General features: G+C 36.4%; 20 protein-coding genes and 2 pseudogenes. 9 read left to right on the top strand and 13 right to left on the bottom strand.

The genetic code is table 11. The annotated features are described in order from the left end of the window. Positions 1-15 precede the first annotated feature (15 nt). Entirely contained in the window at positions 16-1,290 is a 1,275-nt protein-coding gene (locus E2K98_RS23930) for an MFS transporter (RefSeq protein WP_133338652.1), read from the top strand. Between the two features lie 87 nt (positions 1,291-1,377). Continuing rightward, positions 1,378-1,848: a tRNA (uridine(34)/cytosine(34)/5-carboxymethylaminomethyluridine(34)-2'-O)-methyltransferase TrmL gene (gene trmL / locus E2K98_RS23925; RefSeq protein ID WP_133338650.1), complete on the top strand. Its 471-nt coding sequence runs from the start codon at positions 1,378-1,380 to the stop codon at positions 1,846-1,848. A 149-nt stretch (positions 1,849-1,997) separates the two neighbouring features. Here the strand turns inward: trmL and E2K98_RS23920 are convergent, their stop codons facing one another. Beyond that, positions 1,998-4,925 (bottom strand): right-handed parallel beta-helix repeat-containing protein, encoded by a 2,928-nt coding sequence (locus tag E2K98_RS23920; RefSeq protein ID WP_165976358.1) that lies wholly within the window; start codon positions 4,923-4,925, stop codon positions 1,998-2,000. 157 nt (positions 4,926-5,082) lie between these two features. Then, positions 5,083-5,700 carry a LysE/ArgO family amino acid transporter gene (locus E2K98_RS23915; protein ID WP_133338646.1) on the bottom strand — a complete coding sequence of 206 codons (618 nt, stop codon included), beginning with the start codon at positions 5,698-5,700 and terminating at the stop codon, positions 5,083-5,085. A 131-nt stretch (positions 5,701-5,831) separates the two neighbouring features. On the opposite strand from E2K98_RS23915, the gene pdxR reads away from it, so the two are divergent. Further along, complete coding sequence (pdxR, locus tag E2K98_RS23910) at positions 5,832-7,283, top strand: MocR-like pyridoxine biosynthesis transcription factor PdxR (protein ID WP_133338644.1); 1,452 nt, start codon at positions 5,832-5,834, stop codon at positions 7,281-7,283. Between the two features lie 509 nt (positions 7,284-7,792). Here the strand turns inward: pdxR and E2K98_RS23905 are convergent. After that, entirely contained in the window at positions 7,793-8,011 is a 219-nt protein-coding gene (locus tag E2K98_RS23905; protein ID WP_133338642.1) for a hypothetical protein, read from the bottom strand. Between the two features lie 316 nt (positions 8,012-8,327). On the opposite strand from E2K98_RS23905, the gene E2K98_RS23900 reads away from it, so the two are divergent. Beyond that, positions 8,328-8,525 carry a hypothetical protein gene (locus E2K98_RS23900; protein ID WP_133338640.1) on the top strand — a complete coding sequence of 66 codons (198 nt, stop codon included), beginning with the start codon at positions 8,328-8,330 and terminating at the stop codon, positions 8,523-8,525. Between the two features lie 73 nt (positions 8,526-8,598). On the opposite strand, the gene E2K98_RS23895 is transcribed toward E2K98_RS23900, so the two are convergent. Continuing rightward, positions 8,599-9,768 (bottom strand): glycosyltransferase family protein, encoded by a 1,170-nt coding sequence (locus E2K98_RS23895; protein ID WP_133338638.1) that lies wholly within the window; start codon positions 9,766-9,768, stop codon positions 8,599-8,601. A gap of 216 nt (positions 9,769-9,984) precedes the next feature. On the opposite strand from E2K98_RS23895, the gene E2K98_RS32130 reads away from it, so the two are divergent. The 4 genes from E2K98_RS32130 (at position 9,985) to E2K98_RS23885 (ending at position 12,249) form a co-directional block, all read left to right on the top strand. Continuing rightward, the gene (locus E2K98_RS32130; RefSeq protein WP_268884132.1) at positions 9,985-10,113 is read left to right on the top strand and encodes a hypothetical protein; all 129 of its coding nucleotides are present in this window, start codon (positions 9,985-9,987) and stop codon (positions 10,111-10,113) included. A 98-nt stretch (positions 10,114-10,211) separates the two neighbouring features. After that, positions 10,212-10,355 (top strand): hypothetical protein, encoded by a 144-nt coding sequence (locus tag E2K98_RS31160; protein ID WP_165976357.1) that lies wholly within the window; start codon positions 10,212-10,214, stop codon positions 10,353-10,355. A 232-nt stretch (positions 10,356-10,587) separates the two neighbouring features. Continuing rightward, positions 10,588-11,637 carry a DUF3231 family protein gene (locus E2K98_RS23890; RefSeq protein ID WP_235824918.1) on the top strand — a complete coding sequence of 350 codons (1,050 nt, stop codon included), beginning with the start codon at positions 10,588-10,590 and terminating at the stop codon, positions 11,635-11,637. 183 nt (positions 11,638-11,820) lie between these two features. Further along, complete coding sequence (locus tag E2K98_RS23885; protein WP_133338636.1) at positions 11,821-12,249, top strand: pyridoxamine 5'-phosphate oxidase family protein; 429 nt, start codon at positions 11,821-11,823, stop codon at positions 12,247-12,249. A 187-nt stretch (positions 12,250-12,436) separates the two neighbouring features. Here the strand turns inward: E2K98_RS23885 and E2K98_RS23880 are convergent, their stop codons facing one another. From E2K98_RS23880 to E2K98_RS23840, 9 genes and pseudogenes are all read right to left on the bottom strand, one after another. Further along, the gene (locus E2K98_RS23880; protein ID WP_133338634.1) at positions 12,437-12,730 is read right to left on the bottom strand and encodes an HNH endonuclease; all 294 of its coding nucleotides are present in this window, start codon (positions 12,728-12,730) and stop codon (positions 12,437-12,439) included. A 223-nt stretch (positions 12,731-12,953) separates the two neighbouring features. Next, a complete protein-coding gene (locus E2K98_RS23875) occupies positions 12,954-14,387 on the bottom strand; it encodes an aldehyde dehydrogenase family protein (RefSeq protein WP_133338632.1) in 1,434 nt (477 codons plus the stop codon). Between the two features lie 35 nt (positions 14,388-14,422). Continuing rightward, the gene (locus E2K98_RS23870; protein WP_133338630.1) at positions 14,423-16,057 is read right to left on the bottom strand and encodes an acetolactate synthase large subunit; all 1,635 of its coding nucleotides are present in this window, start codon (positions 16,055-16,057) and stop codon (positions 14,423-14,425) included. Between the two features lie 419 nt (positions 16,058-16,476). Then, positions 16,477-17,226, bottom strand: coding sequence for an NAD(+)--rifampin ADP-ribosyltransferase (gene arr / locus E2K98_RS23865; RefSeq protein WP_133338628.1), 750 nt, complete (start codon positions 17,224-17,226; stop codon positions 16,477-16,479). A gap of 49 nt (positions 17,227-17,275) precedes the next feature. Next, a pseudogene (locus E2K98_RS23860) lies at positions 17,276-17,555 on the bottom strand (DUF2200 family protein); the annotation flags it as partial. A gap of 152 nt (positions 17,556-17,707) precedes the next feature. Beyond that, the gene (locus tag E2K98_RS23855; RefSeq protein ID WP_133338626.1) at positions 17,708-18,409 is read right to left on the bottom strand and encodes a GNAT family N-acetyltransferase; all 702 of its coding nucleotides are present in this window, start codon (positions 18,407-18,409) and stop codon (positions 17,708-17,710) included. A gap of 448 nt (positions 18,410-18,857) precedes the next feature. Beyond that, positions 18,858-19,495 (bottom strand): annotated as a pseudogene (locus E2K98_RS23850) (DUF3885 domain-containing protein). Between the two features lie 596 nt (positions 19,496-20,091). Next, complete coding sequence (locus E2K98_RS23845; protein WP_133338624.1) at positions 20,092-20,271, bottom strand: hypothetical protein; 180 nt, start codon at positions 20,269-20,271, stop codon at positions 20,092-20,094. A gap of 195 nt (positions 20,272-20,466) precedes the next feature. Continuing rightward, positions 20,467-21,315, bottom strand: a complete 849-nt coding sequence (locus tag E2K98_RS23840) for a pyridoxamine kinase (RefSeq protein ID WP_133338622.1) — start codon at positions 21,313-21,315, stop codon at positions 20,467-20,469. Between the two features lie 170 nt (positions 21,316-21,485). Between E2K98_RS23840 and E2K98_RS23835 the strand changes: the two genes are divergently transcribed. Next, positions 21,486-22,025, top strand: coding sequence for an ECF transporter S component (locus E2K98_RS23835; RefSeq protein WP_133338620.1), 540 nt, complete (start codon positions 21,486-21,488; stop codon positions 22,023-22,025). The last annotated feature ends 380 nt before the right edge of the window (positions 22,026-22,405 follow it).

Below are 22,405 nucleotides of genomic sequence, written 5' to 3'. Positions count from 1 at the left end.
AGAGGTGATTCAGTTTTGAAGCGTATACATTATAGCTGGTTTATTCTTGCCATAACCTTTTTCTCGATTATTGCAGCCGGAATTGTCATGTCATCATCGGGAGTTTTCATTGACCCTTTTGAAAAGGAATTTGGCTGGGATCGATCTGAAATTGCACTCGCTTTTGCCATTAGTATGTTTTTATATGGCATATCTGGCCCGTTTATGGCAGCATTACTTAATGTGATTGGCTTAAAGAAAATGATGATTGCATCTATGGCAACTTTGCTGATAGGTATCATTCTTACCTTCATTATGAATCAATCATGGCAGATGATTCTCATTTGGGGCATTATTATTGGGCTGGGATCAAGTCTTTTTTTAACCGTATTAAGTCCATATGTTGCGAATCATTGGTTTGAGAAAAGAAGAGGTCTTGCAGTAGGAATATTAACGGCAAGTTCAGCAACAGGTCAGTTAATATTACTTCCTGTCTTAGCGACGATTATCGATCATTATTCGTGGCGCCCGGCGATTGGTTTAATGATGATCCTTAGTATCATTATGCTATTAATCATCCTTTTATTTATGAAAAACAAACCAAAAGATGTTGGTATTCTTCCATATGGTCTTGAAGAAGAAATACAAGAGAGTAATGAAGGACCAAAGGAAAACCCAATTGTTATTGCCTTCAAAGGTTTATTCGAAGCTGTGAAGGTGAAGGAATATTGGTTATTATCTGGTAGTTTCTTTATTTGCGGACTATCAACAAGCGGTTTAGTTGGTACACATTTTGTTTCTTACTGTATAAGTTTTGGAATACCCTTAGTTACAGCGGCTTCGTTTCTATCGTTTATGGGAATCTTTAATCTAGTAGGAACAACTCTATCCGGTTGGCTTTCAGATCGTTTCGATAATCGATGGCTATTATTTTGGTACTACGGTTTTAGAGGGGCTTCTCTTCTATTACTTCCTTATGCATTAAATGAAGGTTCCACTACAATGCTGGTTATCTTTACGGTGTTTTATGGATTAGATTGGATTGCAACTGTACCACCAACGATAAGCATCTCAAGACAAATTTTTGGCACTACTAAAAGTGGAATCGTATATGGTTGGATTTTTGCATCTCATCAGGTAGGTGCTGCAACAGCTGCTTATGGAGGAGGTCTAATCTATAAATTTTTTAACACGTACACGTGGGCATTCTTCTTGGCAGGAGTGTTCTGTTTATTAGCAAGCTTATTTGTCATTATTATAAAAAAACAACATTCAAGTCAATTACCTAAAGAAGAAATAATGACTTTATAGAAATGCATAGAAAGCCCACCGCCACATGAATCTGCATAATAATATGCTATAATTTGGAGAGTGAAAATAAGATAGAGGTGACCATTCTTGGCAATTCATGTTGTACTATATCAACCAGAAATTCCGGCTAATACTGGAAATATTGCACGTACTTGTGCGGCAACGGATACTGCCTTGCATTTAATCCGACCACTTGGCTTTTCAACAGATGAAAAGATGATAAAACAAGCTGGTTTAGATTTCTGGCAGTCTGTAAACATAACGTATTATGACTCATTGGATGACTTTTTTTCAAGAAATCAAGGTGAGTTTTACTATATTGAGACATTTGGTGAAAAACCACATTCATCCTTTGATTTCAGTGATGGATCAAAGGAGCATTATTTTATGTTTGGAAAAGAAACAACTGGATTACCTAAAGATTTACTAGAAAAAAATAAAGATCACTTTTTGAGAATACCTATGAATGAACATGTTCGTTCACTGAACCTTTCGAATACAGCTGCTATATTGGTGTATGAGGCTTTGCGTCAGCAAGGATATCCCAATTTAAGATAAAAAATCTTCCATCTTGGAAGATTTTTTTCCATTGCTAGAAGAAACAATTATTTTAGTATGGAGTGTCATATTGTGCATTTTTTCCTATAAGACCATTCTCATTGTTTTTTCTCCAACAAAAAAACCAGAGGAACCTTCCCCTGGCCACTTCATTTCGCTTTATAAACTTTCCCTTTTGTACTTCTCACAATCGTATTTTTACCGATTTTATTGGAACTGGAATGGCTGGTTAGAGCGATTCCATATTTCCCGCTATCCTTAATCGTGTTTGACGATACTGTACTGTGATTAGAATAGAAACTGATGGACACCCCGTTTTCAGATGAACGATAAATGTTATTTTTTGTAATGAATGCGGAAGAATGGGAATACACTTGGATGCCGTGTTTTTTTGAATGATCCAGTTTGTTTTGGTCCACTGTGTTTTTTTTTGAATAATACTTAATGGCTATCCCAGAACTTCCTGATGAGTAAATTTTATTTTTAAAAATTTTATTTCCACTTGCATATGCCAAGTAAATCCCGTTTGCCTTGCTCGATTTAACCGTATTGCTGGAAATCGTATTGGTTTTTACTTGCTTTGTCTTCGTTCCCACTAAGGAAATCCCTTTAAGAGATGTGGTAACGGTATTATTTTTTATACCATCATTCACGGAACCGCCACTGATGCCAACTCCATATCTACCACTGTTATTTATATCATTACTATCAACTATAATTTTTGATGAATATGAACTGATTGAAATCCCGTTTCTTCCGCTATCTTTAACTGCGTTTTTATATAAATTGCTGTTATTAGAATACGTGCTAATACTGATCCCGTTTTCCCTACTTTTACTAATATTATTTCCTGACATTTTTGCAGCCGAGTGGTCATAAATTAAGACTCCGTTTTTGGTGCTTGAAAAAATAATACTGTTATTTACCGTATTTCCTGATGAAGATGCACTGATCGCTATTCCATTTTGTCCTGCGTAATTAATCGTATTAGTAGTCAAATCAGCTATTGAATGGTTCGCAACTTGAATCCCTTGCAATTTTGGATTGTTCACTTGATTCTGATTCACTTTATTCTTTTGTGAATAATTGTTGATTGAAATGCCTGAACCACCAGGTGCCTGGATTGTATTACTCGAAAGTTGATTTCCATTTGCATGATCCACATATACGCCATCCATCTTGCTCGCATTGATTATATTTTTTGAAATTGTGTTATTCGATGAATTAGAAATAACCGAAACACCGCTTTGTCCACTATCCTTTACGGTATTTTCTTGCACAATGCTTGAATTCGAGTAGGCGCTAATACTGATCCCGTTTATTTTGCTGGTATTGATATTATTATTCATGACCTTAGCAGATGAGTGATCATTAATGGAGATCCCGTTTTGGCCGCTTGAAGAAATGGTATTAGAATTAAAAGTATTGCCTGTTGATGTCTTGCTAATGATTACCCCATTTTTCTTAGAGCCAGAAATGGTGTTTCCAGTGATTACGGAATTCTGCGCATTTTCAAGGATGAGTCCATCATATCCACTGTTATTAATTGTATTATTTGTTACTTTATTAGACTGGTCAGGTGTCGGCGCTTGACCATGAAGCCTAACCCCTTGAGAACCTGAATTGACAATATTATTATCATTAATTAGATTTCGATCAGAATTTTCGTTCACAGCAACACCATACAATCCATTGTCTGTGATTTTGTTATTATCAACCTTGTTATCAGAAGAATAGGAGGTAATAGAGATTCCACTTCCCTTATTACTCTTAATATCATTATTCGTAATAGTGGAATTGGAATGATCAAAAATAGAGATTCCATGATTCTGGTTCCCTGTTAAAATATTTGAATCGATCGAATTGCTAGAGGAATAATGCTGAGCTGCAATCCCATATTTTTTTGAACCTTTGACAGTATTCCCTGAAACCAAAGCATTATTTGTAAAGTTCAAATAAATACCATTTTCATCACAGTCACTTATGTTATTATTCTGAATCGTAACATCTTTAATTGGGTAATCATTTGTCCCAGATAATATTATCCCGTTGCCAATTTGGAATGGGTTTGTATGGACTCTTGTAATTTGATTTCCTGTAATTTTAATTGAAAATTGATCCTCTATTTTTATGGGAATAGCGGTATCATTCGGATCATAGGCCCCATTGACGGTTTGTGTGGTAAATTCCACACCTGAACCGACATCTACAAATATATTATCTTTGATTGTAAGATCCTTATAGTTGAGTGCATCAATTGCTTCATCTGTTAAATTTTTAAAAGTGTTATTTTCAATCACAATGTTTTGAGGATAGATCCCTTTTACTGTGATATGACTCCCAACACCCCTTGAATAGTTTTCGATTGTATTTCCTTGAACGGTTATGTTTTGACAAGGTGTGTCATCGTTATAATTCACGGCCCCGAAAAAGGGCGTAACAATATTATCATGTGTAATATCAAGCTGAATGGCTTCCTTCTTTTTGTGGTTTCCTCCAGATTCATAGTAGCCCGAGATAGAACTGTTTAGTACCTGCCCATTTTTAACACCTGCAAATTCAATGGCATGCGCTCCAAAATTGTTAATAACATTGGTCTTTTGGATTGTAATGTTATTTGCATGACCAAATTCAAGGTTATCAAAACCCATATTATCTTTTGTTGGAAACTTTATTGCATTCCCATCCCAAGTACCTCCCTCGATTACGATGTTTTCGTTGCCTGTATAACCAGGTGCACGATTTGCATTCCGTAACATCGGACCAAAGGTTTTATTCCTAACGATCACTGCTTTTTCGGATAAAAGTAAATGAGTATTAGAATTAATTTTGAGAGTTTTAGTGATTAAATAGGTACCGTTCGGGACTACAATGGTCGTTTGTGTACCATCATCTTTATTTGCATCAAGTGCTTCCTGAATTAGGGCGGTATCATCTACCTCATCTGATCCATTTGCCCCAAAATCAGCTACATTTAGGGTAACGGTATTTTCTTCCGCAGCAACTTTTCCACCCACGGAAAAAACAATGCCCAAAACCGCCAGGCATGTGAAAATATGAAAAACAAGTAGACGCATTCTGAACTTCCTTTCATAGAAGATATATGTATTCATTTAATAGACTGTAAGAATCATATCCTACTTTTTTTCTATTTAAAAGTAAAATACTCCTATACTTCCATAAATTGGTTAACCTCTATAAAAATAAAAGAGATTGGAATCCCAATCCCTTTCATTAGTTTATAAACAATGTCAGCACAAGATAAACAGCTGCCCCCCACATAACTAAGGCTGATATTTTATTCAATACCAATATAAAGTTTCCAGATTTATCGAGTTTTCCACTTATTCTCCCAAATAGCGAAAGTCCGAAAAACCAAATCCACGAAACCAAAATACACGCAAAAGTAAAAAATACTTTTTCTTCCTCATGGTATCGTAATGAACTCGTTCCAATCACACCCATCGTGTCCATAATGGCGTGTGGGTTCAGTAGGGAAACAGATGCGGCAAATAGGATTTGTTTTTTCAAAGAAAATTTCTTCTCGATCTCTTCCTTTCGATTACTTGGTTTACTATTCCATGTGGTCCATCCCATATAAACTAAAAAGATAAACCCTCCGCCAATTAAAATGGTCTTCATCCATACGGAACCAAGAATAATAAATGAAACTCCCAAAACAGCCACCAAGATTAAAAAAGTATCACACAAGGAAGCGGTAATGACGGCTGGTACGACTTTAATAAAACGAGGCTGCAGGACTCCTTGATTAAAAATAAAAACGTTTTGGACACCGAGTGGCAGGATCAATCCTATCGCAAGAATAAATCCATGAATAAATGGTTCAAACATCAAATCTTCTTCCTTTCTTTCTATAACCTAAACCTATTTTAGTTAGAAATGGTGTCCATGTCTCCATCCAATTGGATGGCATCTAACCCAACCAAGTTATATAATCATATATAGAAAGGAGTCCTAAACCTATGTTTACAATCGACTGGAAACCAAATAAATCTTCATCTGTCCCATTACATAGACAAATTACAGATTTTATGAAAGAAAAAATATCAAATGGCGAGTGGACGATCGGATTTAAACTACCTCCCCAACGTACCTTAGCGAATTCTTTGGGAGTCAATCGAAGTACAGTGGTAGCGGCTTATGATGAATTAATCGCGGAAGGACTTATTGAAGGGAAAAGCGGGAGTGGAACCAGAGTGGTAAATAATACATGGAATCTTTTAGCCACCACCCCTCCCCCAGACTGGAACTCATACGTTAATGTGGGTATTCATCAGCCAAACCTGCCAACGATTAAGGAAATCAATCAAGCTGAATTCTATCCTAATATCATCCGCTTGGGAACCGGGGAATTATCGCCATCCCTAATTCCCAACACTCTGATGAAAAAAGTTTTTAATCAATTGTCTACAAAAGAAATTTCTTATGGTTATGAAGAACCTAAGGGGTTGCAGCCATTAAGGGAACAATTGGCCAGCTATTTAAAAACAATGGGGATTCCAGCTTCTCCTTCTTCAATTTTAATCGTATCAGGTGCTTTACAAGCTTTACAGCTTATTAGTGTTGGTTTACTGCATAGGGGTTCTACCGTGTTAACTGAAAAGCCTTCCTATCTTCATTCATTAAATGTCTTTCAGTCAGCGGGAATGCAGTTAATTGGAACCCCAATGGATCGGGAAGGAATTGAAACCAAACACATATCTCAATATAAAAAACAACATAAAGCGGCACTACTATATACTATTCCTTCTTTTCATAACCCGACCGGAACCCTAATGACTGAGGAAAGACGCCATCAATTGTTAGAGATCTGTCAACAAGAGCGGTTACCCTTAATCGAAGATGATGTTTACAGAGAATTATGGCTGGATGAAAAACCTCCAATGCCAATTAAAGCGTTTGACAAAAATGGTCTTGTCCTTTATTTGGGAAGTTTATCGAAATCGTTAAGTCCCGGTCTCCGAATTGGTTGGATTGTTGGCCCAGAACCCGTTGTCGAGCATTTAGCAGATATTAAAATGCAAACGGATTATGGTTCTAGTTCATTATCTCAGTGGGCAGCCACGGAGTGGTTTTCGAGTGGACTTTATACTCAACAACTTAATGATGTAAGAAAAGAATTGAAAATACGAAGAGATTTTACGTTAACTACTTTGAATAAATATTTTTCTGATCTTGCAGTATGGGAAAAACCAAAAGGCGGATTTTATGTATGGGTCCGTTTAATCCCATCGATTTCGATTCGAAAATTATTTGAAATGGCACTTTCAGAAGGAATCTTACTGAATCCAGGGAATGTGTATGATCACCAATCTGAACAATATTTGCGGATTTCTTATTCATTTGCCTCACTTTCACAGATAGAAAATGGTTTACTCCGTTTATCGGCAATTGTTAGAAGGTTAGCGAAATAGAACACAGGTCCTAATGCTTGTATTTCCCTTTCTAATGTTTTGGAAAAATAGTTTCGCTTGCTTTTGCAAACATGAAAACATGTAATGGAAAATGACTATCAAATTGTATATAAAATTGATAGTCATTTACTTTGTTTGAATCTGAAAAGTTTTCAACCAATTTTTATTAATATATTACGAATGTAAAAATTGCCCAAGCCCAGAAAGGCAATGCTCCAAAGTATTGCCTCCAATTTAGTTGTTTTTTTCTTTAGCTTTGGGACCGTTCACTTCCCTTATCGATTTTTCCACTAATTTTTGAAACCCATAAATAATAACAGCTAAAGAAATACAAAACAAATACCACATCGTATGACTTAATTTTTTTAATTTAAATACTCCTACTCTTTCCCATATTTCAGCAAAAGGATAAGCACAAATAACATCCAATACTGCATTTGTAATAAAATATTTTAAAAAATTGCCATAGGTCAGTTTAAATATCCATAATGTGGCTACAAAAAAAGGACCTAATATATATGTAAATCGACCAAACCGGGAGATAGAGGGTTTTTATTAATCCACCATTTTCTCTTATTAGCAATGACACTGAACATACTTATGAATAAATTAGTAAAACTTGCTACAGGTAAAAACCTGAAAAATGATTTTTTCCCAAGAAAGGGTACAGATAGCCATGGAATGATTAGCATCCCTATAGCGAATGCCATTTTTTTATTTTTAAACATAATATTTGCTCCTTTAGCCAGTAGCTTTTAATCTATCCTCCAAAGATAAGTTTCCCAAATTGTAAATAAAATATATTATCCATAATATAAAAGAGCTAATCAAAAATTTGTCGATTAGCTCTTTCAGCTTTTATTCATTTGCCTTTTTTACCCATTCTGCAACAGTAATTGTACGTGAGGAATCACAGGTAGTTTAAATAAAGGGGCTTGGACCACAAAAAAGAGAGTAGTGATTAAATATAATTTTTACAAAATTCAGATATTGTTATATTATATTTATAAGTGGATATGTATAAAAAAACGGAGGCAACTGATCTTGAACAAGAAAAGTAAGGTTGTTAGCTTAAAAAAGTATAAAAAAATGAAAAGAAAAAGAAAGAATCCTGAATTGCTTGTAGTAATCCCGGTATTTCTAACGATTGCTTTTGCCTTGTTTGTTTCACACTTTGTTAGACTGAATGACAACCTGGAAATCCATACATTTACGGATACACATGCATATTTGCGCAAATAAAAATCTATGAGTATATCTTTATTCATTTTCTGAGTCTGGCACCAAAAAAGCCGAGAGAACCGTCCCCCCGGCACTACTTTTTCTTTATTCTAAGGATTTGACCTGCATACAAATTATTTGAGCTTAGATTATTTAGTTCTATCAATTGTTGAATCGGGACATTATATATATTGGCAATTCTTGAAAGATTATCACCTGGAGAAACGGTATGCATTTCATAGATTTCTTTGAGAAATTCCGAAAAATGGATAATATCTCCGATTTCTCTTAGAACACCTCTATTTTCTAATACTTCTAGCATTTCCTTTGCTCTATTTCGATAGGAATGTTTTTTGACAGCTATTTTACCATTTTCACGAATTTGCTGCCTTTCTAAATCATTTTTTAAATAATATTGAATCTTCTCTACTGTTTCCTCAGAGGAGGATGTAATAATTAAATCTTTACCTGGTTTAAATTGATCTCGAACGGCCGATGTATCCGATGTAAATAAAACCCCACCAGAACCAAGAATTTCGTATGTGCGCTGAGTAAGTTGTGTTCGAGAGTTTTGCAATCCAATCACGATTTTGGCAGAACTATAGACTTTATAGGCGTCCCTGTAGTCTATATAGCCATGAATCCAATTAATTGGAATTTCTTTCCCGAAAAACTTACCCATTCTTTCCCAATCCTTTCCCCAAAAATCAACACGTATTCCATTCTGGATCAGTGGCCTTATTAATCTTTTTAAGGATCTCGAACGGTATTCATCTGGATTTTCTTCAAGATATTCAGGATAAGCATTCGCTACTACCGCTATGTCACAACGATAGTTATTCATTGGTTGTACCTGATAATGTACACTCTGATGGTACCCGAAATCTAAATGAGCAGCTTTAAAACCTAGCTTCTCGTATAATTCACATAATGAAGGGGTAACGGTAAAAACAAAATCTGGTCGAATTGCATTAATAAGAGGTAGTGTAAAATTTTCAGTGTGTAAAGGGTCTTCTGTAGCCCAATAAACGAACGGAATCGTTGTTTTTTTAATAGCCTCTCGAATCCAGGGCCATTTTTCTTTCGAATGTTCAGGTGTCCATCCAAGAGATATGATTAAATCAGGCTTAAACCAATCTAGTATTTCCAAAATATTTTCCTTACTTATTGGTCCAGAAATCATCACCGTATGCCCTTCTTCTTTAAAACCATTCGGTAAACCATAAATCCACATTGGGTGACTTTCTAGAAATAATATCTTCAAAAGCGATCATCCCTTTCTATTTCCGTTTATCTATCGATATGTGAATTTCCTATAACTTGTAACGGTATAAGTCTATTCACTAGAAATTTACACTAGAGAAACTAGAAATGATTACTTTTTTCGATAGTACTTTCATTCCCATGAATTTATATAAAATTATTGGATGTTTTAGGGTGAACTAATAACAAAAAAGTGTTTACCAAAGGAGCGAGCGAAATGTTCCAAAAAAATAAAGATAACACAATCATTAAAATCGGACTTGGGACAGCCTTTCTGTCGACGATTTTCAGCTTAATCATTGTCCGTTTATTAGTGGAGATCAAACATTCAACTGGGAAGGGTTAATCCTTTCCATTTTTAATTACTTAATTGTCATTACACGGACACAGACTTTTAAAGGTCATTCAAGTATTATTAGTGTAAAAATAGTGGGATGTGATTTAATGGGGAAAATCTTAGTAATCTTTGAAGGTAAGGAATATACAATTCTTCATCAATATGCATCCGGTTATTGTGAAATAGTGGATGAAGGTTCTCCGTTAAATATAAAGCTAGTTCACTTTTCTGAATTAGTTATAAAGCCATAAAAATGAAAGGTGGAAGCCCTTCTCTGTTATGAGGGGGCTTTGTTTTTTGTGGATGGAGGAATTTTTCTTATATAGCGCAGAAAAAAAGTTTTTAAACCAAAAAGCCTATAGGGGTTCCGTTCCCACTAGCAAACATTAACAATGTTAATTAAAGGAAAAGGTCAGATTTGTGGGAATTAAATTTTTTCCAATGGAAATCATAAACAGAAATGCGGGAAAAAGGAGAATAGTTATGACCACGGATAAAGATTTAAATCCAATGAATGTGATGAAACCGCTAAATATAAATCCAAAAATATTAGATGAGACCCAACCGTTATCAACTTTTGAAATTGGTAAACTTTGGGCTACCTATATGGGAAACAGCATGTCCATTCAAATTTTAAGTTATTATCTTCATCATTGCGAGGATGAAGATATTAGGCTGCTTTTGGAAAATGGTTTAGCTTTATCGAGGGATTTCATACAAAGGTCAGAAGGATTTTTTAAGAAGGAAAATTTCCCCATCCCAATTGGATTTACTAAAGATGATGTCAATCTTGGAGCCCCTCGTTTATATGAAGATGAATTTTATGTTCACTATTTAAAATATGCTGCGAAGGCAGGTATGAGCCTATACGCTGTAGCAGTTCCATTGGTAATGAGAGAGGATGTAAGGGAGTTTTTTATTTATTGTAATGAATGTACAAGCGTCCTTTTAGGGCAAATCAATAGTATTTTAATGGAAAAAAAATTCATTGCAGCCCCTCCTATCATTCCAATACCAGACGGAATTGATAAAATCAATAAACAAAGCTACTTAAATGGATATTTTGGAAATGTCCGACCATTACAGGCATTAGAGATTATTCATCTTTGGGACAACATTGAGAATAACACCACAAGTATGGCATTATTATTTGGCTTTCATCAAATCGTTCAAGATGAAAAGATAAGAGCTTTGTTTAAAAGAGGTTTAGACATGACTGATAAAGCGGTAAAACAATATAAGGAAAAACTTCATCTTGAACACATACAATCACCAGCTTACCTAGACCATTGTGTTACACCATCTACCTATCCTCCTTTTTCCGATAAAATAATGTTGTTTCATAAAGTGGATATGTTTGCAATGAAAATAAGGTCATTTGGAAACTCACTGGCGGTAACTGCAAGAAGAGATATCGATATGTTGTATATAAGAACTCTTATCAACATTGGCGCCTTTGTCGATGATGGTATGAATATCATGATTAGTAAGGGTTGGTTGGAAGCACCACCAGAAGCGTATGACAGGGCTTAAGATACAGATACCCATATATTGTCCTTTTAAAAATTGATTTAGTGTTTTAATTACGTCAGTTACTTCCACTTGTATTGCTCCTTTTCCTTATAATATTTTCATTTTGATATGGGTTAATTTTACAGTTTATTTAAAATTATTAAGAGGAAAATTAATGTTAATATATTAAAGGGAGTAGATTCAATGAGAGATTCATCAATGAAAGAGAAGGTGCTAAAAGTTATTACTGAACACAGAACTGGGGTCCTTTCTTCTGTTGAAAATAATAAGCCCCATTCCCGGTACATGACATTTTATAATGATAATTTAACCTTATATACACCAACGAAAAGGGATACGGAGAAAATTGAAGAAATAGAGAAAAATCCTTCCGTATCAGTTTTGTTAGGATACGAAAAACAAGGCCAAAACGATTCCTATGTTGAAATTTCCGGAACATCCATTCTTAATGATTCGCCAAAAGTGAAACAACAATACTGGAACAAGTCATTTGAACAATGGTTTGAGGGCCCTGAAGATCCAAACTACGTTTTTCTTGAAATAAAACCTGAAACCGTCCGCATTTTAAACCTAAATGGTGAACCACCACAAGAACTCAATTTAGAGAATTGAGAAACTCAAATGCAAACATTTGCACCGTATTTTAGGTGCTTTTTTCTTTTAATAAGTTTCTTTTCGTATACTTTGTTGTTCTTGGTATAAAAAGTGTTCCATTTAAAGGCTTTTCGGACAGCTTAAATGTAGCCATGAGCAATCGTGTCCGAATCGGATTCCCTAGGGCGAAAACGGCTTAAAAAAATTAGCCCAGCTCCTTCCTCTTTCTTTGGTTTGATTTCTTAATTTTCATTAACTTGGTTGGAGCTTGCTTTCGAATCCATTTGACGAAGCGGCTTAATTGATGATCTTCACGCAAATCCTTTAAAGTTGACAACCGAGAGGCGATTTCCTCATTGGTATAAAGTGCATGAACTTGCTTGTGACAAGGAATGCAGAAATTGGCTGTTGCACCAAAGGTTCCTCCCATTTCCTTTGGAAGTAAATGATGCACTGTAATCTCAACCTCACTTCTTCCGCATAATTCACATGTCCCCACCGTCTTACCTTCTTTCAAAATTTTTTCTACATCATGAAAACAAGCCAAGAGGAACGATTGTCATTTGATAGACCACGGTACCTCAATAAGTATTTCTATTTTACTATTCAGAAAGATTAGTTTAACAGCAAAGCTCTAAGACAATGTGAGCTACCCCATTCACCATAAAAATGAACCCCAGCAAGTTAAAGCATTAACGCACTGGGGGTCAGGTACTAGCTACTTAATCATCACTCAATTTAAAACTAATAAATTTTTGCTCCATCATTTCTTTCATCGCATATTTGATGCCTTCTCTTCCGACACCGCTATCCTTCCAGCCGCCATAAGGCATGTTGTCAACCCGGAAGGTTGGGATATCATTGATAATGACCCCGCCTGTTTCTAAGCGCTGCGCTGCATAAAAAGCCTTTTCAACGCTGGGTGTAAAGATGCCTGAATTCAATCCGTAACGGGAGTCATTCGCGTCATTGATCGCTTCATCCAATGTTTCAAATGGGAAAATACAAACGATTGGGCCAAATATCTCAGAACGAAATACTTTTGAATCGCGGTTCACATTCGTTAAAACGGTTGGTGCCATGACATTCCCCTCCACCGTTCCGCCGCACTCAATTTTTGCCCCTTCCATAACTGCTTCATCCAGCCAGCTCTGTAACCGTTCCAAAGATTTTTTCGAAATGACTGCCGTTATGTTTGTTTTTTCATCAAGTGGTGAACCGATCACAAGCTCTTTCGTTCTGCGAATAAATCGATCTAAATATTCTTGATAAAATGATGAATGGACATAAATTCGCTGAATGGAGATACATACTTGACCATTATAGGAAAAAGACCCCATCACACTTCGTTCGACCACTTTGTCTAGGTCAACACCTTCATCAATGATCAACGGGGAATTTGACCCAAGCTCAAGCGTAAGTTTACGAAACCCTGCCTGCTGTTGAATAATATGACCGACCTCAACACTACCTGTAAAGGTTACTTTTTTTACAAAAGGATGACTTGTTAAAACTTCACTTAACACTTCCCCTTTACCAGGAACAATGTTAAGTACTCCATCAGGCAGCCCAGCCTCTTGAAAAATCTCGGCAAGAACTAAGGAGCTTAAGGGTGTTTGTTCAGCCGGCTTTAAGACAATCGAATTCCCTGCTGCGATTGCCGGACCGACTTTGTGGGCAACTAGATTAAAAGGAAAATTAAACGGAGTAATTGCCGTTACGACACCAATAGGGGTATGAATCGTAAAGCCAAAGCGATTCTCCCCTCCAATCGCCGCATCCATCGGAATTTGATCTCCATAATTATTCTTTGCTGCTTCTGCCGCAAATTGATAAGTCTGAACAGTACGGCTAATCTCCTCGCGGGCATTTCGAATGGATTTAGCCCCCTCAAGAGCAATGATTTTCGCATATTCCTCACTGCGTTCTTCCATGATGTCTGCGACTTCTGCTAGGATTTCTGCCCGGGCATGTGCCGGATAAGATTTGAATTTTTGAAACGCTTCATGTCCATTCGTTATAGCCAGCTCAGCATCAGCTGGTTCGGCTTGTCCGATCTCGGCTAACTCCTCATTGGTATGGGGATTATACAATGGTTCATATGTTTTTGCTTCCTGCCACTTCCCACCGATCCATAATGGCCATTTTTTCTTCATCCTTCAGTTTCCTCCAGTCTTGTAACGAATCATTTCTATAATCGGCAAATATAATCCCCAAGTGTTTTCGACAGCTTTACATTCTCTGAATAATCAACATCGACATCAATGAGTACAATTTCCTGACTTGCAATCGCTTTTTCTAAAGCAGGTAATAATTCGTCAGAATGAGTTACTTTCACTCCTGTCACGCCGAAACTTTTTGCGAACTCCAAAAAGTCAGGATCCGTAAAGGTAATATCACTTGAGCGATTAAATTTATTCAGCTGTTTCCACTCAATTAAACCGAACTTCGAATCATGGAAAATGACAACTACAAATGCCAGTCCAAGGCGTTTGGCTGTTGCCAATTCGACACCATTCATAAGAAAACCGCCATCACCAGTAACCGCAACTACCGGTTTTTCGGGAAAGGCCAGTTTGGCCGCAATCGCACCAGGTACCGCAATCCCCATCGAAGCCCATCCGTTCGAGATAATGGTATGATTCGGCTTTTCGGGCTGGTAGAGCCGGGCAATCCATAATTTATGCGCCCCAACATCCGAAATGATTATGGCTTCGCCTTTCTCAGCCTTTTTCAAATCGGCAATAATTCTTTGCGGTTTTACAGGTCTTCCTGAGAGCTCATCCAATGCATGAAGTTTTTCAACCAGTTGAGCTTTTAATTTTTTAACTCCTGGCCATAATTCTTTTCCTTCAACTAGGGGACTTAATGCTTCTAACCCCTCTTTTACATTCCCGACTAATTCTGCTTCCAGAGGATAGTAGGCGTCTACTTCTGCAGGAAGACTATCAATATGGATAATCGGATTCATTGCCTCATCATTCCAATATTTTGGCAAATATTCAACAAAATCATAGCCGGCAGTAATAATCAGATCAGCTTGGTCAAATCCACAAAGCACATAATCTTTCGCCTGCATCCCCACCGTATAAAGGGTTAAGGGATGATTAGAAGGCAAAACCCCTTTTGCCATAAAGGTATTTACAACCGGTATATTCTTTGCTTCAGCAAATTCCCTTAACGCATCCGTTGCTCTATCGCGAATGACTCCGTTCCCCGCTAAGATGATTGGTTTTTTCGCACGATTAATGGCCATCGCAGCCTTTATGATTTCGCTTTTTGTCGGACTGGAAGCTGGATTTGGTGTAACTGGAAGCGGTTTGCCCTCCGTTTCTTCCATGGCAATATCTTCGGGAAGTTCAATATGAACTGCACCAGGCTTTTCAAGGACAGCTTTTTTAAAGGCTTTTCTGACGATTTCAGGGATGGTATGGGCTACCCGGATTTGTTGATTCCATTTTGTTACTTTCTCAAAAACACCTATAATATCGACATATTGATGGGATTCCTTATGGATTCGTTCTAGACCAGCCTGACCCGTAATCGCGACAACAGGCGCATGATCAAGATAGGCGTCCCCGATCCCCGTTAGTAAATTGGTTGCCCCTGGCCCAAGTGTTGCCAGACAAATCCCCGGTTTTCCTGTAAGTCTGCCATAAACATCAGCCATAAAAGCTGCAGCTTGTTCATGATGAACAAGAATTAATTCAATATCAGAACCAATAAGGGAATCAACAAAATCAGTATTTTCCTCACCAGGAATGCCAAATATATACTTAACCCCTTCATTTTCTAAACATTTCACAAATAAATCCGAAGCCTTCAATTTGCCTCCTCCAATCAATTGAACTGTGGTTTATGATATGGATAGTTTTTTCTTGGAAGGATGAATTTATGTAATGGTGGTCTTCAAGATTACTAAGGATGAAATTCATCATCCAAAGCTTCCTATACGGAACATCGATGATTGATTTTCAGTGGATTATAAAAAAACACTCACAAAAGTCGATTTAACAACCTTTGTAAGTGTTTTGACGTCTTTATTATATACTCATTTATTCCCACTCTCGCACATGTGCTGAGTGTGTGTGGCAACACATGGGGTGCTGGTGAAGGATACCATTGCAAACTCAGCAATTGAAACTGGATACGCAGCAACCAGTTAGATAATATTTTCTTTCATCTTGGGGCGGTATTTATTCTATTTTCAAAAAGTCATTTGCATTGTAACATCTTGAATTATGTTCAGTTAATAATTTCGCCCTTGTTTTTAGCTAAATTTTCGTGCCATTCACGTCGCTCCAAAGTTGTCAGTTTCGCCCATTCTGTTACTTCACCAATAATTCTTAAAGGTTCTTTTGAACGATAAGAACGTGTTAAGTTACCAGGAAATTTTTTGTCAGTAACATTTGGGTCGTTTTCAAATTCACCTATTGGTTCTATTATATAAACTCGTTCTCTTCCTTCTCCTTTTGCTAAAGCTGCAGCAAGTCCTGCGCCATTGACATTAGCAGTGAAATAAATGTGGTTCATTTTAAGCCCAGGTTTGTAATTTGAATTTCCACCTGCTGTTAGTAAATCACCATCCTTCAAATCTGCCCTTGTCCCATGGTAAAATGGTCCTATATCAGAAGGTGCACCCTTAGATGAATTTGACAATTCATAATTTCTTTTTGCATTCTCAGTATCACACAACTCCTCATAACATTTGGCAATGTTTAAATATAACGTTGAGTATGCACTCTTCACATTATCATCATTTATTTTTAGTGCACACTGAAGAGATGTTTCCATCCATTTTAATTTGTCTGTAATACTCTTTTGTTGACGAGCTAAATGATAAGCTGCAATAAACCTTTCATAGTCGTCTGTTGCTTCGTGCCATGCTTTATGATACACCTTGACTGCATCTTCAATATTTCCACTATCCTCCAATCCCATCCCACTCATACAGAGTTTAATAACGACGTTATTTGGATCAAATTTTATATTCATCTAATTACCTCCAAATTAATTGATTGTTATTATGAGTACACCCGGGAATTTAACTTCTCAAAATCTTCTCCATTGGCTTGCACTTTGATAATTCGTCGATTAGTTTGTCAAGCTTCCTTATTTTCTGCATGAGCGGGTCTTTGAATTTCTCAACTCGATGACCACAAATCACGCCTGTAATTTTGGCAGCATTGGGTTTTATTTGCGGGCTTGACTAAAAAAGTTTCATAAACAATATTCTTCATAATTTGCTCTTGCAAACTATGCTCATCATATCCAGTCAGCCAACAAATGACTGCATCGATTTCTTCTTTTATGCGGCCCTTTTTCTCCGCTTTTTGTTGTAATTAGTTGTCCATTATAAGAAAGCTTCATCGTTAGATCCTTCTCACTTTCATTAAAGAAACTCATTGAATGTCAATCACAAATTCTTCATTTAAAGCGCTCGTTTGCTTTAATAAATAAGCATGCAATTTTGTTCTTATTGCTTAAATGCTTCTAATCTTTGAACCTGAACTCCTTTGTCATCAAAGTTCTCCTCTGCCAACCATTGAGTGAATGCTTGTTTATGTAGAGGCCATTCTTCAATTAGCATTGAAAACCAGCTGGTGTTTCGTGAGCGGTTTTTATAGATAATGGCATTTCTAAAGGTGCCTTCAAACTGAAATCCTAAACGTTTTGCTGTATGAATGGAAGGAGCATTAAGGGAATCACATTTCCATTCATAGCGCCGGTATTGGAGTTCTTCGAATACATACATGGCTAATAAATAGTGTGCTTCGGTAGACATTCTTGTTCTTCTTAATTCATCCGAAAAATTAATACTTCCTACTTCGATCACCCCATTTGCCTGATCTATCCTCATTAAACTAAAGATCCCAAGCGGTTTGTTTGTCTCTTTATTTAACACGGCATAATAGATGTTTGTGCTGCTTTCTATTTTTTCGAGTAATGTCTTTTCAAACGCTTCATAGTCGTGAGGTTGTTCGTCGGTTAAGTAGGTCCAATTACTAGGGTGAGAATTTTTATAGGCGTTATAGAGATCTCTGGTATGTGTACGAGATAATCTAGTGACAATGGTATACTTTCCGACATAATAGATATCTGAAGGGAATTTTCTTTTCTGCCAATTGGACAACTCCTCACCAATTGGCTGATTGTATTTGTTTATTCTCTGATTCATTTAATCACCACATTTCTTTACATTATGTTGGCTGCTATTTGATGCTTTTACCTAACTTTCTTATTTGATTTTTTTAGCATTCTTGATAGTTTAATAAAAACGCCGAAACCAGCAAAGAAAAACCCTAAACAAAACAAACTTGCTGGACTGCCCCAAACTATACGCCCCCTATAATTTATAAATACAGTATAATTTTACCATGAAGTGATGAAAGGCATCTCACTATTTTGCCATTTTTCTTTCAGAAATCATTCTAATTCGTGTAAGATTTAAACTATGAAAATATATGAAAAAAGTAGTCTGTAAAGACGAGAGTGGATTTCTCCAAATGAAAATATCCCCTTTCTTCTTTTTGCTATGACATTGGAAAATCAAAATATGTCCGTATGCAAACACGCATGTTTATACATAAGCCCCCAGCTTGCAAAAGAAGAGGAACTATATTCCATTATTTAAACACCTTCACTATTTCATTCCTATCATAATCTAAAATCCAATCATTGTATTTTTCATAAATATCTCTAATTGTTTCGACTGATGCCGCTAATAGATCACAACCTCTGTCATCGTACACGTGAAAGATAGTTTTCTTATTGATATTTATGAAGTAAACTCTATGGGAAATACTTGGCTTTAACCCTAAGTCTCGATTGCAAATTGCTTTTAACAATGGAATGTATTTAAAATCAGATGTTTTGCAGTATAGAGAAAATCTATGAGTTTTAAATGTACCTTCTTCATTATCCTCTGGGAATATATAAGGCATTGCTTGATGTTTCACCCTGAACAATAATGATTTTTCAACATAGCGAGAAAAGTTTTTTAACTGATGTCTAATATTTTTGCCTTTATTAAAATCATTTACATCCATGACGACAAAAAGTTCCTCTGATGGAGAATTAAGGCTTCGAATAAAGTAATAGCCCGTTTATAACACCCCACTATATAAGGGTTGTCAGGATAATCATATTCTCTTTTCCACTCCACCCCTAGTTCAAAACGAATTCCAATATCCCAACTATAAAACAAAGGCGGTCTAAGCTCTAAATTGGGGAAATTCTTATTCATAAAGTGGCTTATTTTCATTTCACCACCTCCTTTATTTCCTTCATTAAACCCATTGTCCTTTAACAACTAAATAAAAAAGAAGACTGCCGCTGCAACCTTGTGTTTAACAAAAGCTACTCGTTTGTTTAAGAACTTATCCTTTTGCTTGTTAATTGTTTGATCAGTTCAATTACCACAAAAACAAATATAATTACTCCAAATATACCGTATACATATCTGTGGTCTGTAAAATTCAATATTGATACTATCAAAGATAATATAGCTGAAATTATTAACCTTATTTGCCCCATACCATTACCTCTTTTCTACTCCATTTATTAAACATTTTCCATTAAGGTTCCCCAGCCTCTTCTTCAAAACTATCCCGCCCTTTAGTGATATAAGAAAAGCTGTATAAATGGCAGCCTGATCAGCAACTCTTTGTCTCCGTTTGGTTTAAGTGCAATTTTTCAAAAACTTATAGAATATGACTTATTTATTAAAGTTCTGATTTATGAATTTATTCAATATAACCCTTTGAAGCACATATAAAATAAAAAGCGCCAGTAAAGGCGCTACAAACAGGATTTCCAACAAAATTACCGAATCTCTATTGAGTCGGCATAGGTCTATATTCACAGTGACATTAATCTTCTTTTTGCTTTAACAGCAGCTTGGACTGGTGTGCTGCCGTGTTCGATTACGGCTTTTTTGCCCCTTCGAGCATAAACCTTAATCCGGTGTCTCACTTGATAGACCCTAAAATAAATTCCATCTTCTTCATACGCAGAAACGGCTGCCATTGGACTTTTCATACATTCACAACCTTTCAGATTATACAGAGTAATTCTGCATTTTTATGAAAAATCCTTGTGAATGTTTTGTTACAATTTTTGTGTCGCACGCAATCGATCTAAGTTTATTAAAATATTTACTTCTGTCATTGCCTTTTTATTCTGTTTGTTGGCTTTTTTGTCCGGTTTCTATGGTTCTAACAGATAATAGACATTTTATAATAGCATTTTCAAATATTTCTCGAAGTTAACTCCTTCTACGCTAGGAACTTGCCCTTTGGAAGAATCCTGAATGGCCGCTGTTAGAAATGCCTCTGCAAGCTGTACAGATTTTTCCAAACTCTCCCCGCGCATCATGCTTCCCATAATCACCGATGCAAATAAATCACCTGTACCAGAATAGCTCATACCGTTATACTCCATCGCACGATAAAAGGTTTTGTTTCCGTCCAAATACATATTTCCGATATACTGCTTATCGGTATCTGCTGACGGTGGATTCATTCCAGTAATAATAACCTGAGCGCCAGTTTCTTGCTGCAAAATATTCCCTGCCTCATCGACCGCTTTAATATAGTCCCTTTCATTTGAATAGCGATGCAACTTTTCATAAGATATTCCGGATAATAAACAGCACTCCGTAACATTTGGTGTAATCACATCAGCACGCTTTACAAGTTCTCGCATAAGTACCAGTAATTCATCGGTAAAAAGCTTATAAACTTCTCCTAAATCCCCCATTACTGGATCAACAAGTAAAAGGGTTTCCTTTGTTTGGAACTTCTCTAAAAAAAGAAAAATATTTTTAATTTGCTCTTCACCCGTAACGAATCCTGTATGGATTCCATCAAAGGTAACCTCAAGCTTGCTCCATTCCTCAATGAAATATTTCATTTTAGATGTAAAATCTTCACAATAAAAACTGTGATAACCGGTTTGCGCCGTTAATATGGCCGTTGGTAAAGGACATGCCTGTACACCCATTACCGAAAGAACCGGAATCGCGGCTGTTAATGAACATTTTCCAAAAGATGATAAATCCTGTATTACAGCAACTTTCTTCATAATAACCCCCATAAAGCTGTCCGTCTTAAACTTTTTTCATATTACCACAAATAAAGAATTTGGAAAATTCCTTTCTAACTGACCATATAGTTTTTTAATAAATTGACACTTTTATATATGCCAGTGATTTGCTAAAATCATAGAAAATTCAGTTAAGAAGGGTTAGAACTATGCAAACTACACAAACTTATTCAAAACCAGGTTACAAAACATTTGATTTAATTCTTACTGCCATGTTAATTGCACTTGTTTTCCTATCTACTTTCTTGAATATTAAACTGCCAATTGCTGCAAATGGAGGTTTAGTTCATCTAGGGACTGCAATGCTTTTTATCGCAGCTATTCTTTTTGGTCCTAAAAAGGCGGCTCTTGCTGGTGCGATCGGAATGGCATTATTTGATCTAGCCGGCGGTTGGGCGTTGTGGGCACCTATTACCTTTGTTTCCCGTGCTCTGCAGGGATATATCGTTGGTAAAATAGCTTGGTCAAATGGCCGTAATGGCAATAGCCTTGCTTTCAATTTAATTGGAGCAATCGTTTCAATGCCAGTAATGATCGCTGTTTATTACATTGGTGAAGTTATTCTTTACGGTAATTGGGTTGCACCCGTAGCTTCGATCCCTGGTGACGTCGTTCAAAATGTATTAGGAGTTATTGTTGCCCTTCCGGTTAGTGCTGCATTGAAAAAAGTTCCTTATTTTAACCGATAAAATAAACACAAAAAGAAATAGATTTACCATTTCTTTCGAAAACACTGGGGGTCAGGCACACTGGCCCCATTTTTATTTCTCACTTTCTTTTGAATTTTTTCACTAACCGCCCAGTGAAACCTATTACAGAAACGAACTTGTTAATTCAACAAGTAGGGTCTATATTTTTTTACTATAAATTCCCCCTTTTCACTTAAAATCCTTCTTCAAGTAACATGCACCGTTAGTGGAAAAAGAGAAAGTAGGGAAACCTCTCTCGAGGCTTCCCCCTTATCAAACCGTACGTGCCCTATTAAGGCATACGGCTTACCAAATGTTACAATGTTTATCAAGAGGATGCATTCCAGGCATTTTGCATCTTTTGTAAGCGATGAGGGGTA

It is taken from the genome of Bacillus salipaludis, from assembly GCF_004358205.1.
The sequence above is the reverse complement of the archived record's forward strand: the minus strand, read 5'-3'. Positions and strand labels throughout refer to the sequence as shown.

What these genes read in the sequence shown, in the direction of transcription:
- E2K98_RS23920 (WP_165976358.1), bottom strand. Translation starts at nt 4,925, where the DNA reads ATGCGTCTACTTGTTTTTCATATTTTCACATGCCTGGCGGTTTTGGGC.
- E2K98_RS23915 (WP_133338646.1), bottom strand. Translation starts at nt 5,700, where the DNA reads ATGTTTGAACCATTTATTCATGGATTTATTCTTGCGATAGGATTGATC.
- pdxR (WP_133338644.1), top strand. Translation starts at nt 5,832, where the DNA reads ATGTTTACAATCGACTGGAAACCAAATAAATCTTCATCTGTCCCATTA.
- E2K98_RS23905 (WP_133338642.1), bottom strand. Translation starts at nt 8,011, where the DNA reads ATGTTTAAAAATAAAAAAATGGCATTCGCTATAGGGATGCTAATCATT.
- E2K98_RS32130 (WP_268884132.1), top strand. Translation starts at nt 9,985, where the DNA reads ATGTTCCAAAAAAATAAAGATAACACAATCATTAAAATCGGACTTGGG.
- E2K98_RS31160 (WP_165976357.1), top strand. Translation starts at nt 10,212, where the DNA reads ATGGGGAAAATCTTAGTAATCTTTGAAGGTAAGGAATATACAATTCTT.
- E2K98_RS23890 (WP_235824918.1), top strand. Translation starts at nt 10,588, where the DNA reads ATGACCACGGATAAAGATTTAAATCCAATGAATGTGATGAAACCGCTA.
- E2K98_RS23885 (WP_133338636.1), top strand. Translation starts at nt 11,821, where the DNA reads ATGAGAGATTCATCAATGAAAGAGAAGGTGCTAAAAGTTATTACTGAA.
- E2K98_RS23875 (WP_133338632.1), bottom strand. Translation starts at nt 14,387, where the DNA reads ATGAAGAAAAAATGGCCATTATGGATCGGTGGGAAGTGGCAGGAAGCA.
- arr (WP_133338628.1), bottom strand. Translation starts at nt 17,226, where the DNA reads ATGAATATAAAATTTGATCCAAATAACGTCGTTATTAAACTCTGTATG.
- E2K98_RS23855 (WP_133338626.1), bottom strand. Translation starts at nt 18,409, where the DNA reads ATGAATCAGAGAATAAACAAATACAATCAGCCAATTGGTGAGGAGTTG.
- E2K98_RS23845 (WP_133338624.1), bottom strand. Translation starts at nt 20,271, where the DNA reads ATGAAAAGTCCAATGGCAGCCGTTTCTGCGTATGAAGAAGATGGAATT.
- E2K98_RS23840 (WP_133338622.1), bottom strand. Translation starts at nt 21,315, where the DNA reads ATGAAGAAAGTTGCTGTAATACAGGATTTATCATCTTTTGGAAAATGT.
- E2K98_RS23835 (WP_133338620.1), top strand. Translation starts at nt 21,486, where the DNA reads ATGCAAACTACACAAACTTATTCAAAACCAGGTTACAAAACATTTGAT.